The organism is Herbaspirillum frisingense, from assembly GCF_047325095.1.
Taxonomy (GTDB): Bacteria; Pseudomonadota; Gammaproteobacteria; order Burkholderiales; family Burkholderiaceae_D; genus Herbaspirillum; species Herbaspirillum frisingense.
Genome location: NZ_CP168558.1, coordinates 1,683,083 through 1,708,090, shown reverse-complemented (window position 1 = coordinate 1,708,090; position 25,008 = coordinate 1,683,083). Strand labels below are relative to the sequence as shown.

Sequence of the window (25,008 nt, the reverse complement as noted above, 5' to 3'; positions counted from 1 at the left end):
GGCGCCCCCGACGAAGTGCCTTCGATACGCGGCTGCGCCGCTACTCAGGGCGAACGGTAGGCAGCACAGTCCTCAGGCATCCAGCCATCCCGACATCACAGCTTGCGGGCGTTCTGCCACGACAGGTCGGTGATGGAGTTCACGTCGAAGGGCTTGCCATCACGGGTCTTGAGCGAGCCCTGGGATTGCAGGATATCGGCGATTTCCTGCATCCGGTCCTGGTCCTTCTTGTTGATCTTGGCAGTGAAGGTCTGGCTCTTGATGGCATCGCGGATCACGTCTTCGCGCAGCATTTCGCCATGCTTCAGGGTCTTCAGGGTCGGCTCGGCGATGAAGTAGCCGGCGATCAGCTTGGATGCCTCGGCGGGCTTCTTCTGCAGCAGGGTGATGGCGTCACGCTGGGCGTCGAGCGACTTCCAGACAGCGTCGCGCTTCTTCTTCAGGGTCTCGCCGGAGGTGATCACCACCATGCAGGGGAAGGGCCAGACTTCGCCGATCTCATAGATCTGCTTGACCGGTGCAATCAGTTGCGCGATGCGGGCCTGCGGTTCGAACAGGAAGGCCGCATCCACGCGCTTGCCCACCAGCGACTGCACCGCCACCTGGGGCGAGACACCCATGACGTTGACGTCATCCGCCTTGACGCCGGCGTCGCGCAGGACCACGCCCTTGAGTACGGTATCAGCGGTGCTGCCCTCGGCTTGCGAGGCCAGGGTCTTGCCCTTCAGGTCGGCGACCTTGTTGATGCCAGAGTCCTCGCGTGCCACCAGAGCGTGATAGCCCAGTTGCGCACCGCCCACCACCTTCAGGTCGGCGCCCTTGGAGGCCCAGGCCACGGCATTGGAGAAGCCGAACACGCCGCTGTCGAGCTGGCCGCCGACGATGGCCTTGACCAGGTCGGTACCGGACTTGAACTCGATCAGCTCCACATCCAGGCCGTACTTCTTGTAGAGGCCGGCTTCATAGGCGGCCATGGCCTGGGCATCGTCCATGACGCGCAGGTAGCCGATCTTGAATTTTTCCAGGGCAAAGGCATTGCCGGTGAAAGCCAGGGCAGCGGCGGCGATGGCCGGTGCCAGGATGCGTGCGAGTTTCATACTCCTACCCCTTCAATGTTTTTGGCAAATTCGTCCTGCTCGGCATGGATGCCCAGCAGGCAGAGGATCTCGCGACGGGTGGCCGCGAATTCGGACAGGTCGTGCGTCTTTTCGTGATGCACGAGATTGAATTCCTTCAAGACCTTGGCCGGGCGCGGGCTGAACACGAAGATGCGGTCGGCCAGGAACAGCGCCTCGTCCACATCGTGGGTGACCAGCACCACGGTCGGCCCCTGCTGGCGGATCAGGTCGCGCAGGGCGTCCTGCAGGGTCATGCGGGTGAGCGCATCGAGGGCGCCGAAGGGCTCGTCCAGCAGCAGGGCCTTGGGCTGCGAGATGAAGGCGCGTGCCAGGGCGGCGCGCTGGCGCATGCCGCCCGAGACCTGGTGCGGGTAATAGTGTTCGAAGCCCTTGAGCTTGACGTTGTCCAGCCAGACGGCGGCCTGCTCGGCGGCCTTCTTCTTGTCGATGTTCTGGAATTCGAGGGCCAGGGCCACGTTCTGCTGCAGGGTCAGCCACGGATAGAGCGCGTTTTCCTGGAACATCAGGGTGCGCTCTGGATGCGGGCCGCGAATGGCCTGCCCATCACCGGCAACGGTGCCGCTGCTGGGCTTCTCCAGGCCGGCAGCCATGTGCAGCAGGGTGGACTTGCCGCAACCGGAGGGGCCGACCAGCGCGACCAGTTCACCCGATGTGATGTCGCGGGTGAATTCCTCGATCACGTGCAGGTCGCCGAAGCGCTTGGCGACGTTGTTGAAAGATAGCTTCATGTCGTCCGGCGGCCGAGCCGCGCAGGTTGAGATGCGGTTGAAATGCCTGGATCAGGATGCCTGGGAGGGATGGCAGAGCGCCCCCGGGCGCGCTTCCCCCCCTTTTTGTCAGGGATGCACTGTACTGTTGCCGGCCAGGCCGAACAACTACTTAAAAATCGTATGCTTATTCGTATTTCGAATAAGAAAGACACCCAAAACGCATAAAGACGTCAGGTTTTCGTCAGTTTCCATTCAGTCAACAAGGCCTGGACGTCGGGATAACGCAGCCGCGCGCCCAGTTCCTGCTTGATGCGCTGATTGGCCAGACGGCGCGATTCCGACATGAAGGACAGCATCATCGGCGAGACGCTGCGTTCCAGCTCGGCACGCGGCAGGCGCGGCGGACGGGCCAGGCCGGCGGCGTCGGCCACGGCGTCGAAGTAGTCGGCCATCTTCAGTTGCGTGTCGTCGACGGCATGATAGACGCGGTTGGGCGCGCCCAGGCGCATGGCAGCGGCAGCGATGCGGGCCAGGTCGTCGCCATGGATGTGGTTGGTATGCACGTCCTCCCCCGCCACCAGCGCCGGCAGGCCCTTTTGCAGGCGTTCCAGCGGCAGGCGGTCGGCCGCATAGATCCCTGGTACGCGCAGGATGGAAAGGCGACCGTGCCGGCGTCGCGCCCAGGCCCGCAGGACCGTTTCGGCATCGACCCGGCGCACGGCACGCAGGTTCTGCGGGTTGACGCGGCGGGTCTCGTCGAAGCTTGCGCCAGCGCAATCTCCGTACACCCCGGTGGTGCTGATGTAAACCAGGCGCGCGCCCTCGGGTAAAATGGCGGCCAAATTGCGGGTACGGCGGTCGATGCGGCCGTCCGACTGCGGTGGCGCCAGGTGCAGGATGGTCGGCGCCAGGCGTGCCAGGCGGCCCAGCGTCAGGGGCGCGTCGAGATCGGCGACGATGGGAATGGCGCCTGCCGCGCGCAGTTCGGCGCAACGCTCGGGGTGGCTGGTCACGGCCAGCACGCGATAGCGCGGCAGCAGCAGTGGCAGCAGGCGCAGGCCGACATCGCCACAGCCCAGGATCAGTACGCGGGGCAGGCCCAGTTTTTTCACGGTATTCAATCAAATTTATCCAGAAGCAGAATTGTATGAGTTTCCAAGTCACAGTCCAGCCTAGCGGCCGTCAGTTCTCCTGCGACGCAGGTGAATCCATCCTCACCGCGGCCATTCGCGCCGGCGTGGGCCTGCCCTACGGCTGCAAGAACGGCGCCTGCAGCTCCTGCAAGGGCAAGCTGGTGTCCGGCCAGGTCGAGCACGGCCCGCATCAGGAACGCGCCCTGTCGGCGCACGAGCAGCAACTGGGCTTCGCCCTGTTCTGCGTGGCCAAGCCGCAGAGCGATGTCACCATCGAGGCCCGTGAAGTGGCCGGCGTGGGCGAAATCCCGGTGCGCAAGCTGCCGGTACGCGTGGCCAAGCTGGACAAGGTGGCTGACGACGTCATCGTGCTCTCGCTGCAACTGCCGGCCAACGACCGCCTGCAGTACAAGGCCGGCCAATATGTGGAATTCCTGCTGCGCGACGGCAAGCGCCGCAGCTACAGCATGGCCACCGCCCCGCACAAGGATGAGCACATGAGCCTGCACATCCGCCACCTGCCGGGCGGCCTGTTCACCGACCAGGTCTTCACCACCCTGAAGGAACGCGACATCCTGCGCATCGAAGGCCCGCTGGGGACCTTCTTCCTGCGCGAGGACTCCGACAAGCCCATCATCCTGCTGGCCTCCGGCACCGGTTTCGCGCCCATCAAGGCCATCGTCGAGCAGCTGGAACATGCCGGCTCCACCCGCCCGGTCACGCTGTACTGGGGCGGTCGCCGGCCGCAGGACCTGTACATGGACGCGCTGTGCCAGCAGTGGCAGCGCGACCTGCCCAACTTCACCTACGTGCCGGTGGTGTCCAACGCCCAGCCGGAAGACCAGTGGAGCGGTCGCAGCGGCTTCGTCCACCGTGCCGTGATGGAAGATTTCCCCGACCTCTCCGGCCACCAGGTCTACGCCTGCGGCGCGCCCATCGTGGTCGAATCGGCACAGCGCGACTTCAATGCCCTGTGCGGCTTGCCGGAAGACGAGTTCTACGCCGACTCCTTCACCTCCGAAGCCGACCTGGCCAAGGCCGTCTCGGACAGCCCGGCAAGCTGAGCAGCGTACTGTCATGCCGGCGTCACGCGCATTTGCGAAGATGCCGCCCAAGCCTGACGCCACGCGGCCCGGCGCGATGCGATGAAATTGCAACGGTGGCCCGCCGGATGCGCCCGCGAGCGGGTCCGACGGGAAATTTCTTTTTGACGCTATGCGCAAAACGTCCTAATATTCACCGAATGATCGCCAACGCCACATTTTTACGACGTCGCAGCCAACCTGAGAAAGGTTTGCTGCTGCGCGCGTGAAGTGAAACGAATCGCGAAGCCACAGGCAAACCCTGTGGCTTTTTTTTATCCGCCATCCGGGTCTGTCGTGCGCCTACCGCTTCCTGCCAGTGTGTCAGCAACGGTCTGTCCCGCACCATTCCTATCACCCTATCGCAAGCAATCCTTGCAGGAGTCCATCGATGCAATACAGCCAGTCCGACGCCAACAAGCTGATGTACGTCACCAACCGCCCCGAGCTGGTCTTCACCGAAGGCCAGGGCATGTGGCTGACCGACCATAACGGCAAGCGTTACCTCGACTACCTCCAGGGCTGGGCCGTCAACACCCTGGGTCATGCACCGCAATGCATCGCCGACGCCCTGGCCGCGCAGAGCAAGAAGCTGATCAATCCCTCCCCGGCCTTCTACAACCAGCCCTCCATCGAGCTGGCCAAGCTGCTGACCGAGAACTCGGTGTTCGACCGCGTGTTCTTCGCCAACAGCGGCGGCGAGGCCAACGAAGGCGCCATCAAGCTGGCCCGCAAGTGGGGCAAGAAGAACCCGGCCGCCAACGGTTCGGCACGCTTCGAGATCATCACCTTCAAGCACAGCTTCCACGGCCGTACCCTGGCCACCATGTCGGCCAGCGGCAAGGACGGCTGGGACACCATGTTCGCCCCGCAGGTGCCGGGCTTCCCCAAGGCCATCTTGAATGACCTGGACAGCGTCAAGGCGCTCATCGGCGAACACACCGTGGCCGTGATGCTGGAGCCGGTGCAGGGCGAAGGCGGCGTGATCCCCGCCACCAAGGAATTCATGCAGGGCCTGCGCGCCCTGACCAAGGAAAAGAACCTGCTGCTGATCGTCGACGAAGTGCAGAGCGGCATGGGCCGTACCGGCCAGCTGTTCGCCTACCAGCATTCCGGTATCGAACCCGACATCATGACCCTGGCCAAGGGCATCGGCGGCGGCGTGCCGCTGGCAGCCCTGCTGGCGCGTGAAGAGATCGCCTGCTTCGAAGCCGGTGAACAGGGCGGCACCTACAACGGCAATCCGCTGATGACCGCAGTAGGCGTGGCCGTGATCAAGGAACTGCTCAAGCCCGGCTTCATGGAAGGCGTGCGCGAGCGCGGCCAGTACCTGCGCCAGCGTTCGCTGGAAATCTCGGAAAAGTACGGCTTCGAAGGCGAGCGTGGCGAAGGCCTGCTGCGTGCCCTGCAACTGGGTCGCGACATCGGCCCGCAGATCGTCGAAGCGGCGCGCAACCTGGAACCGGTGGGTCTGCTGCTGAACTCCCCGCGTCCCAACCTGCTGCGCTTCATGCCGGCCCTGAACGTGACCAAGGAAGAAATCGACCAGATGTTCGACATGCTGGAAGTGGTCCTGGCCAAGATCGGGAAATAAGCGATGGCGGGGCGCGTGCGGATTGTTTCGAACCGGATGGCCAGCGCGCCATCCCCCCGGTCGACCCTGGCGGCAGTGGCCGCATTGGCCACCGCGCTGGTGCTGGCCGCCTGCGGCACGGCACCGACCGCGCCCCCCATCGAACGGCTGCCCGGCGCCCCGCAATCGCAGGTGCCGGCACTGCCGGCCAGTGAAAATGGCAATGAAGTGGCGCTCTATGCGCTCTCGCTGATCGATACCGGATATCGCTTCGGCGGCAAGAATCCCTCGGCCGGCCTGGATTGCAGCGGCATGGTCTCCTACATCTTCGGCCAGGCCGCCAATTACCGCATCAGCGGCAGCGCCGCCGACATCGCGCGCCGTGGTCGCCAGATCGATCCCTCGCAGTTGCGGGCCGGTGACCTGGTGTTCTTCAACACCATGAACAAGCCCTTCTCGCACGTGGGCATCTACCTCGGTGACGGCCGCTTCGTGCATGCGCCCTCCACCAACGGCAAGGTGCACATCACGCGTATGGACAACCCCTACTTCGCCACCCGCTTCGAGATGGCGCGTACCTATTTCAACTGAGTGTCGACCTTGCGGGCCGTGCGCTTGCGCGGCTTGCCCTCCTGCTGCTGGCGATTGCCGTATTCGCGGATCAGGTTGGCGCTGTAGCGCGTGAAGGCGATATCCATGTGCCGCCGCATGGCCGCACGCGCCTGCTCGGGATTGCGCTCGCGCAGGGCCTGCATGATCAGGCCGTGCTCGTCGATGGCTTCCTGCCACACGCGGGTCCCGTCGAAGTGGCTGTGCAAGCGTTCGAACAGCGGACCCAGGCGGGCATCGAACAATTGCGTCACCAGCCCGACCAGCACGCTGTTGCCGGTGGCCTCGGCCATCCGGATATGGAACAGCCGGTCAGCCTCCAGCGGATCGATGCCGGCCTCGGCATTGGAAATCATCAGCGCATAGGCCTCCTCGATGGCGGCGATCTGCTGCCGGCTGCCATGCTGGGCGGCGGCGTAAGCCACCTCCCCTTCGATCATCTCGCGGGCGCGGATCAGCTCCAGCGGCCCCTCCTCGCCGGACAGGTCGCTGCGCCGCTCGCGCTGCACCGGCGGGCAGACATAGATGCCCGAGCCCATCCTGACCTCGATATGCCCTTCCACCTCCAGCGCGATCAGGGCCTCGCGCAAGGAGGGCCGGCTTACCCCCAGTTGTAGCGCCAGGTCGCGCTCGGAAGGCAGGCGCGAACCGACCGCAAACTCGCCATCCACGATCAGCTTGCGCAACTGGTCGCTGATCTGCCGGTACAGCCGCTGCGGTTCGATCGCTTCGATGGGCATGTTGTGTGTGATCAGCTCAGGGTGGCGGGAAACTCCAGTCCGTAGGCGGCGGCACTTTCACGCAGCATGGGCGCAATGGTCGGATGCAACGCCACGCCCTGGGCCATCTGCTCGGCACGACGCTGCATGCCCCGGTCGCCCGGCATGCGCACCTGGCCCACGCCCGGACGCGGCGGATTGTTACGGCAGGATGCGGCGATATGGTCCATCTGGCGCCGGAAGTCCTGTTCACCACCAAAGGCCGAAGGATCGTAGAGCGACATGAACACCGTCGCGCCCCATCCCGCCGGCGGATCGGCGCGGCCGAAACCGGACAGCCCGCCGGTCAGCGCCTCGATCAGCACCGCCAGCCCGAAGCCCTTGTGCCCGGCCGACAAGCCCCCCAGCGGCAGGATGGTGCCGGGCGGATCGGTGGCCAGCACGGCCGGGTCGCGGCTGGGATTGCCCTGACCATCGATCAGCCATTCTTCCTCGAACTGCTTGCCGGCCTTGTGCAGGCGATTGCTCATGCCATTGGTGGTGATCGAGGCCGAGATATCGACCAGGAATGGCGTGCCGGAGGTGGGAATGCCGGCCGCAATCGGATTGGGCGTAAATACCGCCTGGGTGCCGCCGAACGGCGCCACGCTCTGCACCGCCGGGTCGGAACTGGCCAGGATCATCATGAAGCCCTCCTGCGTGGCGCGCAGCAGATAGGCGGCCAGGCAGGCGATGTGATGGCTATGGTGGATGGTCAGCGAAGCGGTGCCGTAGTCACGCGCCTTGGGGATGAGCGCATCGATGCCCTGATGCACCAGCCACGGCCCCGGCAGGCGACGGCCGTCCCAGGCCAGCGCGGCGGCGCGTTCGGACAGCACTTCCGGCTGGCCGGTCTTGGTCATGCTGCCTTTTTCCAGCTCCTTGACATAGGGCGCCAGCAGCGCCAGTCCATGGGTGTCGTGGCCCAGCAGGTCGCCGTCCACCAGGGTGGTGGCGACGCTGTCGGCCTTGTCGGCTTCCAGCCCGGCTTTCTGCAGCAGCGTGGTGGCGAACTGACGCAGCGCATCAGCGGAAAAACGTTCGGGTGCAGCCATTGCAACAACCATCCTTTCCTTGCTTGAATCATTGACAGAAACTGAAATGTCCTACGCGGCGGCCATGCTCTTCCTGCGCACCAGCTTGAGCACCACCGGCAGCAACCACAGCAGCAGCGTGATCACGCCCAGCGTGCCGGCGATGGGACGCTCGAAGAAGGCCAGGAACTGACCGTCCGACTTGATCATCGAGGTCACGAAATGCTCTTCCAGCATGCCGCCCAGCACCACGCCCAGGACCGCCGGCGCCACCGGAAAACCGTTCTCTTCCATCACATACGCCAACAGGCCGAACACCAGCATGATGCCCACATCGGTCACGCTGTTGTTGGTGGCGTAGGAACCGACGATGCAGAACAACAGGATCAGCGGCATCAGGATGCCACGCGGAATGGACAGGATACGCTTGGCCATCTTGATGCACCAGAAGCCCAGCGGCAGCATCAGCAGGTTGGCCAGGATGAAGACGAGGAAGATCGCATACATCGACACCGGATTTTCGACGAAGATCATCGGCCCCGGATTGAGGTTCTTCATGTACAGCACACCGATGACGATGGCCGTGATGGAGTCTCCCGGGATGCCGAACACCAGCGCCGGAATCCACGCACCGGCCAGCGCCGAGTTGTTGGCCGCGCCCGATTCGACGATGCCTTCCGGATGGCCGGTGCCGAACTTCTCCGGTTCCTTGGACATTTTCTTGCTCATCGCATACGACATCCAGGCCGCAATATCGGCGCCGGCCCCCGGCAAGGCACCCACCAGCGTACCGAGCACGCTGCCGCGCAGTACCGACTTGGGGTACTTCACCATCAGGCCCCACATGCCCTTGAAGACGTTGCCCACCTCGCTCTTGGCGACCTTCATGGTGAAGTCGCGCGAGACCGCGAAGCGCAGCACCTCCGACATGGCGAACATGCCCACCATCAGCGGCACCAGCGAAACCCCGCCCAGCAGGTCGGGCTGATCGAAGGTGAAGCGCGGCGCACCTGCCGGGTTGCCCATGCCGACCGAGGCGATGAACATGCCCAGGAACAGCGATACGAAACCCTTCAGCGGGTTATCGGACGCAATGAAGATGGCACAGGTCAACCCCAGCAGCACCAGCCAGAAGTATTCGAAGGAGGAGAACTTCAGCGCCAGCTCGGCCAGCGCGGGCGCGGCCAGGATCAGGACGATGGTACCGAACAGGCCACCGATGACCGAGAACACCAGGCTGGCGCCGAGTGCGATCTCGCCCTGCCCCTTCATGGTCATGGCATAGGCTTCGTCGGTGTAGGCCGCTGACGAGGGCGTGCCGGGAATGCGCAGCAGGCAGCCCGGAATATCGCCCGAGAAGATCGCCATGGCCGTGGCCGACACCATGGCCGCGATGGCCGGCACCGGTGGCATGAAGAAGGTTACCGGCACCAGCAGCGCCACCGCCATGGTGGCCGACAGGCCCGGCACGGCCCCCATGAAGAGGCCGAAGATGGACGCACCGAGGATGACCGCCAGCACGTAGGGATCGAACACCATCCCGAAGGCGGCATAGATATTGGCAAGCATGTGGTCTCCTTACCAGGCCAGCGGCGTCAGGATGCCCCAGGGCAGTGGCACCTTGAGCAGTTTGTAGAAGATGGTGTGAATGATCAGCGCGCTGACCAGGGCCACCGGCACGGCCACCATCAGACGGGTGCGGAAGGTCAGGAACAGGACCAGCAGCAGCAGCACGGCGGTGGGCAGGAAGCCCAGCGGTTCCGACACCCAGATGTAGAACAGCAACGAGGCCGGAACGAGCAGGAAGGCCAGCACCGCATGGCGGCTGCCGAACCAGTCCGGCAGCGTGAACCAGTGCGCGTCCTGGTCATCGGCATCGGTGGTGGAGATCGTGGAGATGGTGGTGCCGTGGGACGAACGCGTCTTGCGCAGGCCACGCAGGCCGCGCAGCACCAGCAATACGGCGCAGATCATCAGGCCGCCGGCCAGCGCCTGCGGAAACACGTTGGGACCGATATCCTGCCCCATCGCAGGCAGGCGGGAAGAGGCAATCCAGAGCACCACCGCAAACAGCGCGACCAGCAGTCCGGACAAGGCATCATTGATTTTCATGGAAACGACCCTGGAAAAGAAACGACGACGGCGGCGCGCCCCCCCCTTCAACGAGGCAGGGCGCGCTCGCGGCATTACTTGGCCATGCCAAGCGTCTTCAGGATGGCGCCCATATCCTGGTCGCTCTTGTCCATGAACTTGCCGAACTCGGCCGAATCGGCATACATCACGCCGAAACCACGTCCGCTCATGAAGTCCTTGTACTCCTTGCTCTCATAGATCTTCTTCAGGCTGGCCGAGAGCTTGCCCTGCACGTCGGCCGGCAAGCCCTTGGGCGCGACGATGCCGCGCCAGGCACCATTGGTCCAGGTGCTGCCGGTGAGGCTCTTCAGGGTCGGCACCTTGGGATAGAGCGCCGCCGGCTCATTGGACATCACCACCAGCGGTACCGCCTTGCCGGCATCGATCAGCGAACGGGCCTCGGGCAGCGATGCCGCCACGATATCCACGCCACCGGCCGCCAGGTCCACCATGGCCGGTGCCGCACCGTTGGAAGGTACGAAGCGCACCGCATTGGGCGCCACCTTCAGGTCGTTGAGCATGCCCGCCAGGCCGAGGTGCCAGATGCCGCCTTGTCCGGTGCCGGAGGCCTTGAGCTTGCCCGGATTGGCCTTGACCGCCTTGAGCAGGTCATCGAAATTCTTGTAGGGGGAATCGTGGCTCACCGTCAGGGCGGCCGGGTCGAAGTTCATCAGCGCCAGCGGCGTGAAGTCGCGCGGGGTCAGCTTGGTCAGGCCCTGGTGGTGCATCATCGAGATTTCCACGGTGGCGATGCCGATGGTGTAGCCATCCGGTGCCGCACTGGCGATGGCCTGGTGGCCCACTGCACCATTGCCCCCGGTACGGTTGACCACGTTGACCGGTTGGCCCAGGTCTTTTTCCAGCAAGGCGCCGATGATGCGCGCCGTGGCATCGGTGCCACCCCCGGCGCCCCAGGGCACGATCAGGGTCACAGGACGTTCCGGCCAGGCGGCAAAGGCCATCGGCGCGGCCAGCATGCTGCAGGCGGCGCTGGCCGCGAGCAGGCTCTTCAATAGGGTTCTGCGGGTGAAATGCATCGTCTCCTCCGTTGTCGGTTGCGGCTAACACTGGGTTACGGCCAACGTTTGGCAAAGGACTTTCGTTGGCGCTGCATGACCTGCATGAGCGCACCGAAACGGCAGGACAGGATGGTGTCCATGCGCTTTCTGGATGTCTCCGACTGTCTCGTCGTTGTGCAGGCCTGGTGCCTTGCTGCTTTCTTATGCTCCGGTTCGGGCCGGATGTTTGTTCTGGACGCTTTCCCGTCGTCCTTCATTCGTCGTTCATCCAGGCAGGCATGAAAGCGACAGGTAATGTGGTCTGACCAGCGGGACCTAGAATTTCACATCACTTCGGCAGTGTCAAGGATGAATGGAACGCATCAAAATAATTCATGCTTGGTGCTTCGCAACATTTTTTGCCGGCCGCAAACCCTTGTCAGCACTGGCTTATAGCCGCATGGCCGATTTCACCCCATGCTGCAGGGGCGCAGCAGAAAGCACCGGTGTGGTGTCGCGGAAAAAGCTTTCCCGCGTTCTGGTATTACCACTTGACCAAACAAATCCTGCTGCAATAGACTCGCAGCCAATCGAACAAGTCACGTCGCATCCGCAGGCTGGCCCAGGTGGTTTCCACCCGTTGACCGCAGCGCATGCAGAACGGACGGCACAGACCCAGCCGCCACGGCAGACGCCAGCGGCTTCAGGCAACGGAGACATCTCATTGGCTTACCAAGGCAGAGCAACGAGTCTGAACCGCAGGACCTCGGCTGGCTGGGCGCATAGCGTCTGTGCCGCCTCGGCTTCCAGCGTGCGCGCCCGTCGCGCCCTGCATCGCGCCTCTTCCTTCGGGTCCCTGCTGGCCTTTTTGCTGATCGATTTTTCCCGCTATTTCTTTGACCAGGGCGACAGTCACCCGGTCCCCGTGCGCCAGTCCTGACCGGGCCGGCGCGCAGCAGCACGCAAGCATCACGCAAGCACCAAACCGCATTGCACGCACTGCAGGCCCATCCGGCCTGCAGCAGATGGATTTGCACGGGCAGCGCCACCCAATCCGGCCTGCCTGTCAGGGAAGATCATGACTGACGACACCAAAAAACCCACCCGCCGCAGCCAGGCCTGGTTCGGCCGCCAGGACCGCGATGGTTTCATCTACCGCTCCTGGGTCAAGAACCGCGGCATCCCCCACGACCAGTTCGATGGCCGTCCGGTGATCGGCATCTGCAACACCTATTCCGAACTCACCCCCTGCAACTCGCACTTCCGCGCCCTGGCCGAACAGGTCAAGATCGGCATCTGGGAAGCCGGCGGCTTCCCGCTGGAATTCCCGGTGATGTCGCTGGGCGAGACCCTGCTGCGCCCCACCGCCATGCTCTACCGCAACCTGGCCAGCATGGATGTGGAAGAGTCGATCCGCGCCAATCCGCTGGATGGCGTGGTGCTGTTGATGGGCTGCGACAAGACCACCCCGGCCCTGTTGATGGGCGCGGCATCGGTGGACGTGCCGACCATCGGCGTGTCCGGCGGCCCCATGCTCTCGGGCAAGTACCGTGGCCGTGAACTCGGTTCCGGCACGGGCGTATGGCAGATGTCGGAAGATGTGCGCGCCGGCAAGATGACGCAGGAAGAATTCTTCGAGGCCGAGAGCTGCATGCACCGCTCGCATGGGCACTGCATGACCATGGGTACCGCTTCCACCATGGCCAGCATGGTCGAGGCGCTGGGCGTGGGTCTGCCGCACAACGCCGCCATTCCCGCCGTGGATGCGCGCCGCAACGTACTGGCCCGCAATGCCGGCCGCCGCATCGTGCAGATGGTCGAGGAAGATCTGGTGCTGTCCAAGATCCTGACGCGCCAGGCGTTTGAAAATGCGATCCGCGTCAATGCCGCCATCGGTGGCTCCACCAATGCGGTGATCCACCTGCTGGCCATCGCCGGTCGCATCGGCATCGATCTCGACCTCAAGGACTGGGACGACATCGGCCAGAAGCTCCCTTGCCTGCTTGACCTGCAGCCCTCCGGCAAATTCCTGATGGAAGATTTCTACTATGCCGGTGGCCTGCCGGCGGTGATCCGCCAGCTGGAAAGCGTGATCGACAAGACCGCCCTCACCGCCAACGGCAAGACCCTGTGGGAAAACTGCGAGGACGCGCCGAACTGGAACGAGGAAGTCATCCGCTCCTTCGACAAGCCATTCAAGGAAGCTGCCGGCATCGCCATCCTCAAGGGCAACCTGGCCCCCGATGGCGCCGTGATCAAGCCCTCGGCCGCCACCCCTGCCCTGTTGAAGCATCGCGGCCGCGCCGTGGTCTTCGAGAACAGCGACGACCTGCACAAGCGCATCGACGACGAGAACCTGGACGTCGACGAAACCTGCGTGCTGGTGCTCAAGAACTGCGGCCCCAAAGGTTATCCCGGCATGGCCGAAGCCGGCAACATGCCGCTGCCGCCGAAGGTCCTGCGTAAAGGCATCACCGACATGGTGCGCGTCTCGGATGCGCGCATGAGCGGTACCGCCTATGGCACCGTGGTCTTGCACGTCTCGCCGGAAGCCGCCGCTGGCGGACCGCTGGCGCTGGTGCAGAACGGCGACTTCATCGAACTGGATGTGGAAGCCCGCAAGCTGCACCTGGATGTGTCGGAGGAAGAACTGGCGCGGCGCCGCGCCCAGTGGCAAAAGCCGGAACTGCCGCCGCAGATGCAGCGTGGCTGGGTCAAGCTCTACGTGGACCACGTGCAGCAGGCCAACCAGGGTGCCGACCTCGATTTCCTGGTCGGCAAGAGCGGCCCCTATGTGCCCAAGGATAACCACTAGGCAAGCAGAACGATCCGCGCCCGGGCTGGCGGGCGGGGACGCGGGTAGCAAGGAATTTTTTCAAGAAACCCGATTGCAGCGAACTCCACCTGAAGCAACATCGAGCAGCACTGAGCATCATCGAGCGTCATTAAGCAAGGATTAACAGCAACTCAATCAGCATTAGCAGCACATTAATATCAGCATCAGTCGTACCCGGGATCATGGTACAGCCACACAAGCGGCGGCCATGCTCCAGGAAGTAATTGCATCAGGTGGACCAAGACAACCATCACGGAGACGAGCAATGAAAGTACTGATTACCGATTACGATTTCCCCGATGTCGACCTGGAGCTGGCGCTCTACAAGGAGGCCGGTGTGGAAGTCGTGACCGCGCAATGCCGCACCGAAGACGAGGTGATCGCCGCCTCCGAGGGCTGCCAGGGCCTGCTGGTGCAATACGCACCGGTGAACGCCAAGGTGTTCGCGGCACGTCCTGAAATCCGGATCGCCAGCCGCTATGGCGCCGGCTTCGACACCATCAACACCGCCGACGCTGCGCAGCACGGCGTCTGGGTCGCCAACTCGCCCGACTATGGCGTGGGCGAAGTCTCTACCCATGCCCTGGCGATGGCGCTGGACCTGATCCGCAACATCACCGTCTATGACCGCGCCGTCAAGGCCGGTGAATGGCACTACACCACGGCCGGGATCATCCCGCGCGCCTCCGACCTCACCATCGGTATCATCGGCCTGGGTCGCATCGGCAAGCGCATGGCGCATATCTCGCGCAATCTCTTCAAGCGCGTGATCGCCTATGACCCCTACATCATCGACGGCGACTTCCCCGCCTACGTGGAGCGCGTCGGCCGCGAGGAACTGTTCCGCCAGGCCCATGTGGTCTCGCTGCACACGCCGCTCAACGATGAAACGCGCAACATGATCGATGCCTCGCTGCTGAACCTGTTGCAGCCGCAGAGCTATCTGGTCAACTCCGCCCGTGGCGGCCTGATCAAGATCGACGACCTGCTGGCGGCACTGGAAAACGGCAAGCTCAAGGGCGCTGCTCTGGATGTGTTGCCGGTCGAACCACCCCAGACATCGGCGGCTATCGTCCAGCATCCACGTGTGCTATTGTCGCCGCACGCGGCATTCTTCTCCGATGTCGCAGCGCGCGAACTGCGGCGCAAGGCGGCCCAGAACCTGATCGACTGGGACCGCAACGGACGGCCCTCCTACGTGGTCGTCGCTGGCAAGAATCCATAATCATCAACCCCGCCACGGGGCACCAATGCAGCACCATCGCCGGCCGCCAGCCGGCGATGCATCAGTGTAGAAAACAGAAAAAAAAGGAGGATCGACCAGATCCCCCACATGCCCGAGCAGGGTGTGCATGAACAAAGTGCGTTGTGGCCGTCTCCGCCTGGAACCGGTTCCGCAGCGTCGATACGAGGATACACACGAGGAGCATTTGATGGCATCAGTACAGATTCGCGCAGTCAAGAAGCAGTTCGGCAGCACCCAGATCATCCGGGGCGTCGACATCGATATCGCCGATGGCGAATTCACGGTTTTGGTCGGCCCTTCCGGCTGCGGCAAGTCGACACTGCTGCGTATGCTGGCCGGGCTGGAGGAAATCACCGGCGGCGAAATCCTGATCGGTGGCACGGTGGTCAACAACGTCCAGCCCAAGGACCGCGACATCGCCATGGTGTTCCAGAACTACGCGCTCTACCCGCACATGACGGTGCGCGACAACATGGCCTTCTCGCTCACGCTGGCCAGGAAGGACAAGTCCTTCGTCGATGAGCGCGTCAAGAAAGCCGCCGACATCCTCGGCCTGAACCAGCTGCTGGACCGCTATCCGCGCCAGCTCTCCGGTGGCCAGCGCCAGCGCGTGGCGATGGGTCGTGCCATCGTGCGCGATCCGCAGGTGTTCCTCTTCGACGAACCCCTCTCCAACCTCGACGCCAAGCTGCGCGTGCAGATGCGCACCGAGATCAAGGAACTGCACCAGCGCTTGAAGACCACCTCCATCTATGTGACCCACGACCAGATCGAAGCCATGACCATGGCCGACCAGATCGTGGTCATGCGCGATGGCCTGGTGGAACAGCGCGGCCGTCCGCTGGACCTGTACGACCACCCGGCCAACCTGTTCGTGGCGGGCTTCATCGGCTCGCCGGCCATGAACTTCATCCCTGCCACGCTGCGCAAGACCGGCGGCGCGGCCGAGGTCGAGTTCGCCGACGGCACCCGCGTACCCGCCCCTTACGGCAGCGCCCTGCAGGGCAGCGATGGCCAGAAGGTGACCTATGGCGTGCGTCCTGAGCACCTCTCCATCGGTGGCGCCGGCCAGGGCATCGCCACCAAGGTCATCGTGGTGGAGCCGACCGGCGCCGATACCGAAGTATTCTCGCGCTTCGGCGAAACCAGCCTGACGTCCATCTTCCGCGAACGCCATGACTTCGGCGCCGGCGACCTGATCCACCTGGTCCCGGACCATGCCCGCACGCACCTGTTCGACGCCGAATCGGGCAAGTCGCTGGCGGCCCGCTGAACCGCAAGCTCCATTACCGCAGTACCCAGGCAACACCAGTAGCGCAGCATCAGAAGAACAAGAGTCCATCCGCAGGGGAGCGATTCCGTCGCGATCCGAAAGCGGTCCAATTCGACTTTCAACCGAAGGAGTAGGAGACATGAGCAAGCTGACACGACGCGAATTCCTGGTCACCAGTGCGGCCGCAGCGGCCGCTTCCGGCATGGGCGTCAATGCCTTTGCCGCCGGCCCCGGCGCTGCCGGCGCCGACAGCATCAAGTACCCGATCGAACAAGGTGCGACCCTGCGCGTGCTGCGCTGGAAGCGCTTCGTCCAGGGTGACGAAGACCTGTGGAACGCCAACGTCAAGAAGTTCACCGAACTGACCGGCGTGGCCGTGCGTACCGACAGCGAAGGCTGGGAAGACGTGCGTCCGAAGTCGGCCGTGGCCGCCAACGTGGGCAGCGGCCCGGACATCGTGCTGGGCTGGTTCGACGACCCGCAGCAGTATCCGACCAAGCTGATCGACATGACCGACCTGGCCGATTCGCTGGGCAAGCGCTATGGCGGCTGGTACGACGTCTGCCGCAAGTACGGCACCAAGGACGGCAAGTGGATCGCCCTGCCGCTGGGCGTGATCGGCAATGCCCTGGTCTATCGCGAAAGCCAGATCAAGGCCGCCGGCTTCGACGCCATCCCCAAGGACACCGCCGGCTTCCTGAAGCTATGCCAGGCCTTGAAGGCCAAGGACACCCCGGTCGGTTTCGCTCTCGGCAAGGCCGTGGGTGATGCCAACAACTGGGCGCACTGGCTGCTGTGGTCGCACGGCGGCAAGCTGGTCGACAAGAGCGGCAAGGTCGCCATCAACTCGCCCGAGACCCGTGCCGCACTCGAATACGCCAAGCAGCTGTACGCCACCTTCGTACCCGGCACCCTGTCCTGGCAGGACCCGTCCAACAACAAGGCCTACCTGGACGGCCAGATCAGCATGACCGCCAACGGCATCTCGGTCTACTACGCGGCCAAGAACTCCACCGATCCGAAGATGCAGGACATCGGCAAGGATACGCAGCACGCGCACTTCCCGATCGGCCCGGCCGGCAAGCCCACCGAGCTGATGCAGATCACCCAGATGATGGTGTTCAAGCACACCAAGTTCCCCAATGCCGCCAAGGCCTTCGTGCAATTCATGTTCGAGCCGGACCAGTACAACCCGTGGATGAAGGCCTCCATCGGCTACGTCAGCCAGCCGCTGAAGGCCTACGAGAAGAACCCGGTATGGACCGACGACCCCAAGGCCACCGTGTACCGCGACTCGGCTTCACTGATGCTGGACCACGGTCACGAAGGCCCGCTGGGACAAGCCTCGGCCGCCTGCATGGCCGACTACGTGGTGGTGGACATGGTGGCGGAAGCTGCCAGCGGTTCCAAGACCGTGCAGCAGGCCATCGACCGCGCCGCCGAACGCGCCAAGCGCTACTACAAGGCTTGATGCCGACGGCATGATGGCGGGACGGCGCCGCGCCGGGTTCCCTCGGGACAGCGGGCAAGGGGCAGGTTGTCAGGGCCTGCCGACCCGGCGCGACGGCGTCCGGCCATCACCAGAAGCGAACACCGTATCGGCCGCAGGCCTGTCCTGCGGCCCTTTCATCGAGGCAAATCATGCTATCCCGATTCCTGAACAACCGTAACGTACTGGGCATGCTGTTCATGGCCCCGGCCGTGATCCTGCTGGTGGTGTTCCTGACCTACCCGCTGGGACTGGGCATCTGGCTGGGCTTCACCGACACCAAGATCGGTGGCGAAGGCAGCTTCGTCGGCCTGGACAACTTCACCTACCTGGCCGGCGATTCGCTGGCCCAGCTGTCGCTGTTCAACACCGTGTTCTACACGGTCAGCGCCAGTATCCTCAAATTCGCACTGGGCCTGTGGCTGGCCATCCTGCTCAACAAGAACGTGCCGCTGAAGACCTTCTTCCGCGCCATCGTGCTGTTGCCCTGGATCGTGCCGACCGCGCTGTCGGCGCTGGCGTTCTGGTGGCTGTATGACGCGCAGTTCTCCGTCATCAGCTGGGCGCTGACCAAGATGGGCCTGATCAACCACTACATCGACTTCCTGGGCGACCCATGGAATGCGCGCTGGTCCACCGTCTTCGCCAACGTCTGGCGCGGTATCCCGTTCGTGGCCATTTCGCTGCTGGCCGGGCTGCAGACCATCTCGCCTTCGCTGTATGAAGCGGCCGCCATCGACGGCGCCACGCCCTGGCAGCAGTTCCGCCACGTGACGCTGCCGCTGCTGACCCCGATCATCGCGGTGGTGATGACCTTCTCGGTGCTGTTCACCTTCACCGACTTCCAGCTGATCTACGTACTGACCCGCGGCGGTCCGTTGAATGCCACCCACCTGATGGCCACGCTGTCGTTCCAGCGCGCGATCCCCGGTGGTGCCCTGGGCGAAGGTGCGGCGATGGCCACTTACATGATCCCGTTCCTGCTGGCAGCGATCATGTTCTCGTACTTCGGCCTGCAACGTCGCGGCTGGCAACAAGGAGGTGACAAATAATGGCCAAGAAAAAAGACGACCAACAGGAAACCCAGGGCATGGATTTCCTGCAATCGACACCGCGCCGCTGGGTGACGATCTACATCCCGCTGCTGATCTTCCTGTTCGTGCTGCTGTTCCCGTTCTACTGGATGGTGATCACCGCCTTCAAGCCTGACGGCGAACTGCTCTCCCAGACCGGCAATCCCTTCTGGGTAGTGGCACCGACCCTGGCGCACTTCAAGAAGCTGCTGTTCGACACCCAGTATCCGGCCTGGCTGCTGAACACGGTGATCGTCTCGGTGGTGTCGACCTTCGCCTCGCTGGCGGCCAGCGTCTTTGCTGCCTATGCGATCGAACGGTTGCGCTTCCAGGGTTCCAAGCAGGTCGGCCTGGGCATCTTCCTGGCCTACCTGATCCCGCCCTCGATCCTGTTCATCCCGCTGGCGGCGATCGTGTTCAAGCTGGGCCTGTTCGACACCCGCTGGGCGCTGATCCTGACCTACCCGACCTTCCTCATCCCGTTCTGCACGTGGCTGTTGATGGGTTACTTCCGCTCGATTCCGTATGAGCTGGAAGAGTGCGCGCTCATCGACGGTGCCACGCGCTGGGAGATCCTGGTCAAGATCATCCTCCCGCTGGCCGTACCCGGCCTGATCTCGGCCGGCATCTTCGCCTTCACGCTGTCGTGGAACGAGTTCATCTACGCCCTGACCTTCATCTCTTCATCCGAAGTAAAGACGGTACCGGTGGGCATCGTCACCGAGCTGGTCGATGGCGACGTCTACCACTGGGGCGCCCTGATGGCCGGCGCCCTGCTGGGCTCGCTACCGGTGGCGGTGGTGTATTCCTTCTTCGTGGAGTATTACGTCTCGGGGATGACGGGGGCGGTGAAGGAATAAGAACCTCGTCCCCAAAAGAGAAAGCCCGACGTCCTCGCGAACGTCGGGCTTTTTCATTGCTGCGTATTACCTGCAGCTCAAGCAGAAGAACCTATTGCTTGGCCAGCGGCGCACTGCCCGCCTCCACTGTCTTCTTCTCCGGCAATTGCTTGCGCACCTTGGACACATCGGAAGCGCTCACCGACGAGGCCTGGTTGCCCCAGCTGCTGCGGATGAAGGTGACCACATCGGCCACTTCCTGATCCGACAGGCGGCTGCCGAAGGCCGGCATGGCGAACTGCGTCGGGGCCTTGTGGGTCCAGGGCATTTCTGCGCCTTCCAGCACGATGCGGATCAGCGATGCCGGATTTTCCGCATTGACCGTGGGCGACAGCGCCAGGGTCGGGAAGGTCTCGTCATAGCCCTTGCCGCTGCTGCGGTGGCAGGCCGCGCAGTTGTTCAGGAAGGCCATGGCGCCCGGACTCTGGTCGCTGCCCTTGCGCAAGGCCTGGTGGGTCTTGTCGTCATAGGCCAGCGCGGCCGTGCCTTCCTTCACCGGCTTCAGCGACTTCAGGTACGTGGCCATGGCCGCCAGGTCTTGCTCGGTCATGTACTGGGTACTGTTGGCGACCACCTCGGCCATGCCGCCAAAGGCAGCGGAATGGCTGTTGCGGCCGGTCTTGAGGAAGGCCACGATGTCGGCCTCGCTCCAGTTGCCCAGACCGTCACGGGCATCGCCACGCAGGTTGTTGGCCAGGTAGCCATCGATCACGCCGCCGGAGAGGAATGCGCTGCTGTCATTGCTCAGCGCCTTCTCCTGCATGCCCACGCCACGCGGGGTGTGGCAGGCGCCGCAGTGGCCCAGGCCCTCGACCAGGTATTGGCCGCGGACCAGGGGACTGTTGTCCTCGGGACCATCGACCGCTACCGCCGGTGCGAATACCTTGCGCCAGATCGACAGCGGCCAGCGCATCGACAGCGGCCAGGTGATGTCCACGCCACGGTTGGGCGTGGGGTCAGCCTGCACGCCGTTCATGAAGTAGGCATACAAGGCCTTCACGTCGGCCGGCTTGACCTTGGCGTAGGACGGATAGGGCATGGCCGGGTAGAGCGACGCGCCATCCTTGCGGATGCCGTGGCGCAGGGCCTGGTCGAAATCGGCCTCGCTGTAGCTGCCGATGCCCTGTTCCTTGTCGGGCGTGATGTTGGACGAATACACCGTGCCGATGGGCGTGGCGATGGCCAGACCACCCGCGAACGGCTTGCCGCCCTTGGCCGTGTGGCAGGCCACGCAGTCGCCGGCCTTGGCCAGGTATTCGCCGCGCTGTACCAGTTGCTGGTCGACGGACGGCGCCGCTGTCGTGCCTTGCGCTGCTGCGGTGAACGCGGACAGCGACATGACTGCCGCGCAGGCGGCGATGAAATAGTGCTTGATCATGGTCGTTATCCTTATGCCTGCACCAGCGGGCCGGGGTTTTTCAGATACTGCTCGCGGATCGCCTTGGCGGAGTGATACGCCAGCGCCGTGACCAGCCCGGTCGGGTTGTAGCCCATGTTCTGCGGGAACGCCGAGGCGCCGTACACGAACACGTTGGGCACATCCCAGCTCTGCAGGTACTTGTTGACCACGCTGTTCTTGGGCGTGGTGCCCATGATCGCGCCACCAGTCAGGTGGGTGGACTGGTAGACCCGGGTGTCCCAGGACGAACCGGTCTTGCGCACGGCCTTGACCACCTTCTCGGGGTTCATGGCGTGGCCCACCTTTTCCATCTCGCCGGCGATGTAGGTCAGCATCTTGCCTTCGTTTTCCTTCCAGTTCAGGGTCATGCGCAGCAGCGGCTGGCCATTGGCATCCTTGTAGGTCGGGTCCAGCGACAGGTAGCAGTCGCGATAGGCCATCACCGAACCGGACATGCCGATGGTCAGGGTGCGCTGGTAGGCGTCCTGCACGCTGGCCTTCCACTCGGAACCCCAGTTGGGCACCTTCTCGCCCGGCATGGTGCCGGCCTGCTTGATGGGACGACCGCCATAGCGCACGTGACGGATCGAGGCGCCACCGATGAAGCCCAGTGGACCGTGGTCGAACTGGTCGGCGTTGAGGTCGTCCATGCCCACGCCACCGGCACCGGTGCCGATGAAGGGGTTGAACTGGGTGCCCTTGGGCATGACCACGTTGATGCCGCCGTTGTACTGATAGGCGAAGTTCTTGCCCACCACGCCTTCGCCGGTGACCGGGTCATAGGGCTTGCCGATGCCGGACAGCAGCAGCAGGCGCACGTTGTGGGTCTGGAAGGCGGTCAGCAGCACCAGGTCGGCCGGCTGTTCCACTTCGCGGCCCTGGGCGTCGATGTAGGTGACGCCGGTGGCGCGCTTGCCCGAGGCGTCCAGGTTGACCTTGATCACCTGGGCCTTGGTGCGCACCTCGAAGTTCTTGCGCTTCAACAGCACCGGCAGGATGGTGGTCTGCGGCGAGGCCTTGGAATACATGTAGCAGCCGTAGTTTTCGCAGAAGCCGCAGTAGTTGCAGGGGCCGATGCGCACGCCATACGGGTTGGTGAAAGGCTGCGAAGCATTGGCAGCGGGTGCCGGATACGGGTGGTAACCGACGTCGCGCATGGCCTTTTCCACCAGCGAGGCGCTGTACTGGTATTGCAGCGGCGGGGTCGGGAATTCGTCGGTGCGCTCGCCTTCCAGCGGGTTGCCGCCGGGGACGATCTTGCCCTTGAGGTTGCCGGCCTTGCCGGAGACGGCCATGACCTTTTCCGAGAAGTCGTAGAACGGCTCCAGTTCCTTGTAGGTCACGCCGTGATCCTGGATGGTCATGTCCTCGGGAATGAATTTCTTGCCGTACTTCTGCTCGTGGTGGGTGCGCATCTCCAGCTCTTCGGGCAGGTTGCGGTACATCATGCCGTTCCAGTGGAAACCGGCACCGCCCACGCCATCGCCGAGCAGGAAGGAACCATGCTGGCGATACGGGACAGCCACGTCGGAGAGGGTGTGACGGATGGTCACGGTCTCGCGCGAGAGGTCCTGGAACAGCGCGCCGCGCACGGAATATTTCAGTTCATCGACGGCCTTGGGATAGGGTGTGTCGGTATTGGTATCGCGCATGTCGCCGCGTTCCAGCGCAAGCACGTTCAGGCCCGCTTCGGTGAGTTCCATGCCCATGATGGAACCGGTCCAGCCCAGGCCCACCATCACTACATCCACTTTGTCTTTTTTGATAGCCATGATCAGCCCTTCTCTCCCAGAATCGACACGGGGCCGTATGGATATTTCACGTTGTATTGATCGACCCAGTCGGCGTAGTCGGCACGCGCGCCGGGGAAGCCGACCATCTTCCAGCCGCCCATCTTCTGGTTGCCGCCGTACATCGGGTCGGCGAAATAGCCTTCCTTGGTATTGCCCAGCATGAAGCTGAAGAAGGTCTTGGCCGGGACGGTCTCGAAGGCGATCTTGCCGCCTTCCATCATCTTCAGCACTTCCAGCTGCTTGGCCTTGTCCAGTTCGGCGAAGACCTTGCCGTGGTTCTTGCTGCACCAGTCGTTGCAGGCGGCGATGCCCTGGCGATAGATGTCGCGCGGCACCAGCGAAAGCTGGTAACCCAGTTCGGGAACGCTGTCAGGATGGAAAGGACCTTGCATGTACCACAGCTTGCCGGCGCCATAGGGGGTTTCCATCTGGCGGTCGATGAACTCCGGCACGCCCGTTTCGAGGGCACCGGCACCGTACTGGTCGGAGGGAATCAGGTGATCGACGGCGGCGTTGATGAAGGCCCATTCGGCCGCGTTGAAGTAGGTGGGGGTGTAGGCGCGGGGCTTGCCCGGTGAGCCGCTGTCGGCGATTGCCTGCTGGCTGACTGCGACGGTAGTGGCGCCACCTAGCGTTGTTGCTGCTGGGACGATGGCCAATACCTGGCGCAGGAAACGCCGCCTCGGCTCTTTATCTTGTGACATGACTATCCTTTGGACGTGGGATTTGACGAGGGAAAACACGGACGCTACGCCACGGCCGGAAACAGGGATACACCCCGCCCCTTGATGGACGTCTATCTCTTGTTGTTGTGGTGATGCCCCCTGCCGGCCGGCTCCTGGCGCCGACCGGCAGGGTCAGGAACACGGTCCGAACTCAGGCCAGCACTTCGCCGAAGAAGGCCTGCAGTGCCACGGCGGCACGCTCGGCGGTCTGGCGGTGATAGAAGAAGCCGGGGTTGTTGGCATCCGGATCGGTGAAGGAGTGGCCGGCCTGGCCATAGTTGACCAGTTGCCAGTCGATCTTCAGCGCGCTCATCTCGTCGATGAAGCCATTGACCTGCTCACGCGGGACCGAAGGGTCCTGTACGCCATGCAGCACCAGTACCGCGCCCTTGATCTTGCTCTCGCTCGGGGCCGGGGTATCGAGCGCACCGTGCAGCGAGACCGTGCCGCGCAGTTCGGCGCCGTCGCGCGCCAGTTCCAGCGCGGCCGTGCCGCCGAAGCAGAAGCCGCAGGCGCCGATCTTGTCGGCCGCGAGTTTCACGAAGGCCTGCTCGCGCAAGACCTTCAGCGCTGCCTGCATGCGTCGGCGCAGTTCTGCGCGATCTTTCTTCAGGGGCATGATGGCGGCCACGGCCTGGTCGCCATCGGTGGGGCGCACCGACTTGCCGAAGACGTCGGCCACCAGGATGGCATGGCCGGCACCGATGGTGGTGGCGGCGATTTCCAGTGCCTGCTGGCGCAGGCCGAAATAGTTGGGCACCGACAGCACGCCCGAGACAGGCGGCTGGGCCTTGTTGTAGAGCAGGACGCTTTCGTAATCGACGCCGTCGGCGCTATGGGAAATCGTTTCGAGGGCAAGATCGGTCACCGCAATGCCGAGCTTGGCGGCAATGGCGGCGGTGTTCCAGGACGTGGACATGGAGGCTCCTTTGGGTGGAAAACGCCGGCCGGTGTGGAGACCGGCCGGCGCTCAGGAAACTTTTATTTGGGCGCGGATTGCGGCTGCAGATTGACAACGCAAGCCGGAAACCAGCTCAGCAATGCCTTCACCTTGACCGCATCAGGGCAACAATGTTCGCACAAACAGTGCATTTCTGCAGGAGGTC

General features: G+C 63.7%; 22 protein-coding genes. 10 read left to right on the top strand and 12 right to left on the bottom strand.

Going from position 1 to position 25,008, the window contains the following annotated elements; genetic code table 11:
- Positions 1-95: 95 nt before the first annotated feature.
- From ACEOAC_RS07855 to ACEOAC_RS07845, 3 genes are all read right to left on the bottom strand, one after another.
- Positions 96-1,097, bottom strand: coding sequence for an ABC transporter substrate-binding protein (locus ACEOAC_RS07855; RefSeq protein WP_413444156.1), 1,002 nt, complete (start codon positions 1,095-1,097; stop codon positions 96-98).
- On the bottom strand, positions 1,094-1,867 hold the full coding sequence (locus tag ACEOAC_RS07850; RefSeq protein ID WP_413444155.1) for an ABC transporter ATP-binding protein: 774 nt from the start codon (positions 1,865-1,867) through the stop codon (positions 1,094-1,096). The genes ACEOAC_RS07855 and ACEOAC_RS07850 overlap by 4 nt, the downstream gene beginning before the upstream one ends.
- 212 nt (positions 1,868-2,079) lie before the next feature.
- Positions 2,080-2,961: a sugar nucleotide-binding protein gene (locus ACEOAC_RS07845; protein WP_413628909.1), complete on the bottom strand. Its 882-nt coding sequence runs from the start codon at positions 2,959-2,961 to the stop codon at positions 2,080-2,082.
- Between the two features lie 35 nt (positions 2,962-2,996).
- Between ACEOAC_RS07845 and ACEOAC_RS07840 the strand changes: the two genes are divergently transcribed.
- The 3 genes from ACEOAC_RS07840 (at position 2,997) to ACEOAC_RS07830 (ending at position 6,228) form a co-directional block, all read left to right on the top strand.
- A complete protein-coding gene (locus ACEOAC_RS07840; RefSeq protein ID WP_413445669.1) occupies positions 2,997-4,046 on the top strand; it encodes a CDP-6-deoxy-delta-3,4-glucoseen reductase in 1,050 nt (349 codons plus the stop codon).
- 409 nt (positions 4,047-4,455) lie between these two features.
- Positions 4,456-5,658: an acetylornithine transaminase gene (locus ACEOAC_RS07835; RefSeq protein ID WP_006462779.1), complete on the top strand. Its 1,203-nt coding sequence runs from the start codon at positions 4,456-4,458 to the stop codon at positions 5,656-5,658.
- Positions 5,659-5,694: 36 nt separating this feature from the next.
- Positions 5,695-6,228 (top strand): C40 family peptidase, encoded by a 534-nt coding sequence (locus tag ACEOAC_RS07830; RefSeq protein ID WP_182994990.1) that lies wholly within the window; start codon positions 5,695-5,697, stop codon positions 6,226-6,228.
- Here the strand turns inward: ACEOAC_RS07830 and ACEOAC_RS07825 are convergent.
- The 5 genes from ACEOAC_RS07825 to ACEOAC_RS07805 form a co-directional block, all read right to left on the bottom strand.
- Entirely contained in the window at positions 6,216-6,986 is a 771-nt protein-coding gene (locus ACEOAC_RS07825; protein ID WP_006462781.1) for a FadR/GntR family transcriptional regulator, read from the bottom strand. The genes ACEOAC_RS07830 and ACEOAC_RS07825 overlap by 13 nt on opposite strands.
- Positions 6,987-6,997: 11 nt before the next feature.
- Positions 6,998-8,059, bottom strand: a complete 1,062-nt coding sequence (locus tag ACEOAC_RS07820; protein WP_413443931.1) for an Ldh family oxidoreductase — start codon at positions 8,057-8,059, stop codon at positions 6,998-7,000.
- A 51-nt stretch (positions 8,060-8,110) separates the two neighbouring features.
- On the bottom strand, positions 8,111-9,607 hold the full coding sequence (locus ACEOAC_RS07815; RefSeq protein WP_006462783.1) for a tripartite tricarboxylate transporter permease: 1,497 nt from the start codon (positions 9,605-9,607) through the stop codon (positions 8,111-8,113).
- 9 nt (positions 9,608-9,616) lie between these two features.
- Positions 9,617-10,150, bottom strand: a complete 534-nt coding sequence (locus ACEOAC_RS07810; RefSeq protein ID WP_006462784.1) for a tripartite tricarboxylate transporter TctB family protein — start codon at positions 10,148-10,150, stop codon at positions 9,617-9,619.
- A gap of 74 nt (positions 10,151-10,224) precedes the next feature.
- Positions 10,225-11,208: a Bug family tripartite tricarboxylate transporter substrate binding protein gene (locus tag ACEOAC_RS07805; protein ID WP_006462785.1), complete on the bottom strand. Its 984-nt coding sequence runs from the start codon at positions 11,206-11,208 to the stop codon at positions 10,225-10,227.
- A gap of 334 nt (positions 11,209-11,542) precedes the next feature.
- On the opposite strand from ACEOAC_RS07805, the gene ACEOAC_RS07800 reads away from it, so the two are divergent.
- From ACEOAC_RS07800 to ACEOAC_RS07770, 7 genes are all read left to right on the top strand, one after another.
- Positions 11,543-12,109, top strand: coding sequence for a hypothetical protein (locus tag ACEOAC_RS07800; RefSeq protein WP_152486656.1), 567 nt, complete (start codon positions 11,543-11,545; stop codon positions 12,107-12,109).
- A 138-nt stretch (positions 12,110-12,247) separates the two neighbouring features.
- Positions 12,248-13,984 (top strand): IlvD/Edd family dehydratase, encoded by a 1,737-nt coding sequence (locus ACEOAC_RS07795; RefSeq protein WP_241813141.1) that lies wholly within the window; start codon positions 12,248-12,250, stop codon positions 13,982-13,984.
- A gap of 286 nt (positions 13,985-14,270) precedes the next feature.
- Positions 14,271-15,230 carry a C-terminal binding protein gene (locus tag ACEOAC_RS07790; RefSeq protein ID WP_413443932.1) on the top strand — a complete coding sequence of 320 codons (960 nt, stop codon included), beginning with the start codon at positions 14,271-14,273 and terminating at the stop codon, positions 15,228-15,230.
- Positions 15,231-15,438: 208 nt separating this feature from the next.
- Positions 15,439-16,524 carry an ABC transporter ATP-binding protein gene (locus ACEOAC_RS07785; protein ID WP_006462789.1) on the top strand — a complete coding sequence of 362 codons (1,086 nt, stop codon included), beginning with the start codon at positions 15,439-15,441 and terminating at the stop codon, positions 16,522-16,524.
- Between the two features lie 139 nt (positions 16,525-16,663).
- Positions 16,664-17,995 (top strand): ABC transporter substrate-binding protein, encoded by a 1,332-nt coding sequence (locus ACEOAC_RS07780; RefSeq protein ID WP_241813142.1) that lies wholly within the window; start codon positions 16,664-16,666, stop codon positions 17,993-17,995.
- A 170-nt stretch (positions 17,996-18,165) separates the two neighbouring features.
- Positions 18,166-19,065 (top strand): carbohydrate ABC transporter permease, encoded by a 900-nt coding sequence (locus ACEOAC_RS07775; RefSeq protein ID WP_077238321.1) that lies wholly within the window; start codon positions 18,166-18,168, stop codon positions 19,063-19,065.
- Positions 19,065-19,946, top strand: coding sequence for a carbohydrate ABC transporter permease (locus ACEOAC_RS07770; RefSeq protein ID WP_006462792.1), 882 nt, complete (start codon positions 19,065-19,067; stop codon positions 19,944-19,946). Before ACEOAC_RS07775 ends, ACEOAC_RS07770 begins: the two co-directional genes overlap by 1 nt.
- A gap of 91 nt (positions 19,947-20,037) precedes the next feature.
- Here the strand turns inward: ACEOAC_RS07770 and ACEOAC_RS07765 are convergent, their stop codons facing one another.
- From ACEOAC_RS07765 to ACEOAC_RS07750, 4 genes are all read right to left on the bottom strand, one after another.
- A complete protein-coding gene (locus tag ACEOAC_RS07765; RefSeq protein WP_413443933.1) occupies positions 20,038-21,363 on the bottom strand; it encodes a c-type cytochrome in 1,326 nt (441 codons plus the stop codon).
- Positions 21,364-21,374: 11 nt separating this feature from the next.
- On the bottom strand, positions 21,375-23,156 hold the full coding sequence (locus tag ACEOAC_RS07760) for a GMC family oxidoreductase (RefSeq protein ID WP_077238324.1): 1,782 nt from the start codon (positions 23,154-23,156) through the stop codon (positions 21,375-21,377).
- Between the two features lie 2 nt (positions 23,157-23,158).
- On the bottom strand, positions 23,159-23,881 hold the full coding sequence (locus ACEOAC_RS07755; RefSeq protein ID WP_077238325.1) for a gluconate 2-dehydrogenase subunit 3 family protein: 723 nt from the start codon (positions 23,879-23,881) through the stop codon (positions 23,159-23,161).
- Between the two features lie 172 nt (positions 23,882-24,053).
- A complete protein-coding gene (locus ACEOAC_RS07750) occupies positions 24,054-24,821 on the bottom strand; it encodes a dienelactone hydrolase family protein (protein WP_413443934.1) in 768 nt (255 codons plus the stop codon).
- Positions 24,822-25,008 lie beyond the last annotated feature (187 nt).

Bases quoted from the DNA above. Each gene is read 5' to 3' on its own strand.
- ACEOAC_RS07855 (WP_413444156.1), bottom strand. From the start codon at position 1,097: ATGAAACTCGCACGCATCCTGGCACCGGCCATCGCCGCCGCTGCCCTG.
- ACEOAC_RS07850 (WP_413444155.1), bottom strand. From the start codon at position 1,867: ATGAAGCTATCTTTCAACAACGTCGCCAAGCGCTTCGGCGACCTGCAC.
- ACEOAC_RS07840 (WP_413445669.1), top strand. From the start codon at position 2,997: ATGAGTTTCCAAGTCACAGTCCAGCCTAGCGGCCGTCAGTTCTCCTGC.
- ACEOAC_RS07835 (WP_006462779.1), top strand. From the start codon at position 4,456: ATGCAATACAGCCAGTCCGACGCCAACAAGCTGATGTACGTCACCAAC.
- ACEOAC_RS07830 (WP_182994990.1), top strand. From the start codon at position 5,695: ATGGCCAGCGCGCCATCCCCCCGGTCGACCCTGGCGGCAGTGGCCGCA.
- ACEOAC_RS07825 (WP_006462781.1), bottom strand. From the start codon at position 6,986: ATGCCCATCGAAGCGATCGAACCGCAGCGGCTGTACCGGCAGATCAGC.
- ACEOAC_RS07820 (WP_413443931.1), bottom strand. From the start codon at position 8,059: ATGGCTGCACCCGAACGTTTTTCCGCTGATGCGCTGCGTCAGTTCGCC.
- ACEOAC_RS07815 (WP_006462783.1), bottom strand. From the start codon at position 9,607: ATGCTTGCCAATATCTATGCCGCCTTCGGGATGGTGTTCGATCCCTAC.
- ACEOAC_RS07810 (WP_006462784.1), bottom strand. From the start codon at position 10,150: ATGAAAATCAATGATGCCTTGTCCGGACTGCTGGTCGCGCTGTTTGCG.
- ACEOAC_RS07805 (WP_006462785.1), bottom strand. From the start codon at position 11,208: ATGCATTTCACCCGCAGAACCCTATTGAAGAGCCTGCTCGCGGCCAGC.
- ACEOAC_RS07800 (WP_152486656.1), top strand. From the start codon at position 11,543: ATGGAACGCATCAAAATAATTCATGCTTGGTGCTTCGCAACATTTTTT.
- ACEOAC_RS07795 (WP_241813141.1), top strand. From the start codon at position 12,248: ATGACTGACGACACCAAAAAACCCACCCGCCGCAGCCAGGCCTGGTTC.
- ACEOAC_RS07790 (WP_413443932.1), top strand. From the start codon at position 14,271: ATGAAAGTACTGATTACCGATTACGATTTCCCCGATGTCGACCTGGAG.
- ACEOAC_RS07785 (WP_006462789.1), top strand. From the start codon at position 15,439: ATGGCATCAGTACAGATTCGCGCAGTCAAGAAGCAGTTCGGCAGCACC.
- ACEOAC_RS07780 (WP_241813142.1), top strand. From the start codon at position 16,664: ATGAGCAAGCTGACACGACGCGAATTCCTGGTCACCAGTGCGGCCGCA.
- ACEOAC_RS07775 (WP_077238321.1), top strand. From the start codon at position 18,166: ATGCTATCCCGATTCCTGAACAACCGTAACGTACTGGGCATGCTGTTC.
- ACEOAC_RS07770 (WP_006462792.1), top strand. From the start codon at position 19,065: ATGGCCAAGAAAAAAGACGACCAACAGGAAACCCAGGGCATGGATTTC.
- ACEOAC_RS07765 (WP_413443933.1), bottom strand. From the start codon at position 21,363: ATGATCAAGCACTATTTCATCGCCGCCTGCGCGGCAGTCATGTCGCTG.
- ACEOAC_RS07760 (WP_077238324.1), bottom strand. From the start codon at position 23,156: ATGGCTATCAAAAAAGACAAAGTGGATGTAGTGATGGTGGGCCTGGGC.
- ACEOAC_RS07755 (WP_077238325.1), bottom strand. From the start codon at position 23,881: ATGTCACAAGATAAAGAGCCGAGGCGGCGTTTCCTGCGCCAGGTATTG.
- ACEOAC_RS07750 (WP_413443934.1), bottom strand. From the start codon at position 24,821: ATGTCCACGTCCTGGAACACCGCCGCCATTGCCGCCAAGCTCGGCATT.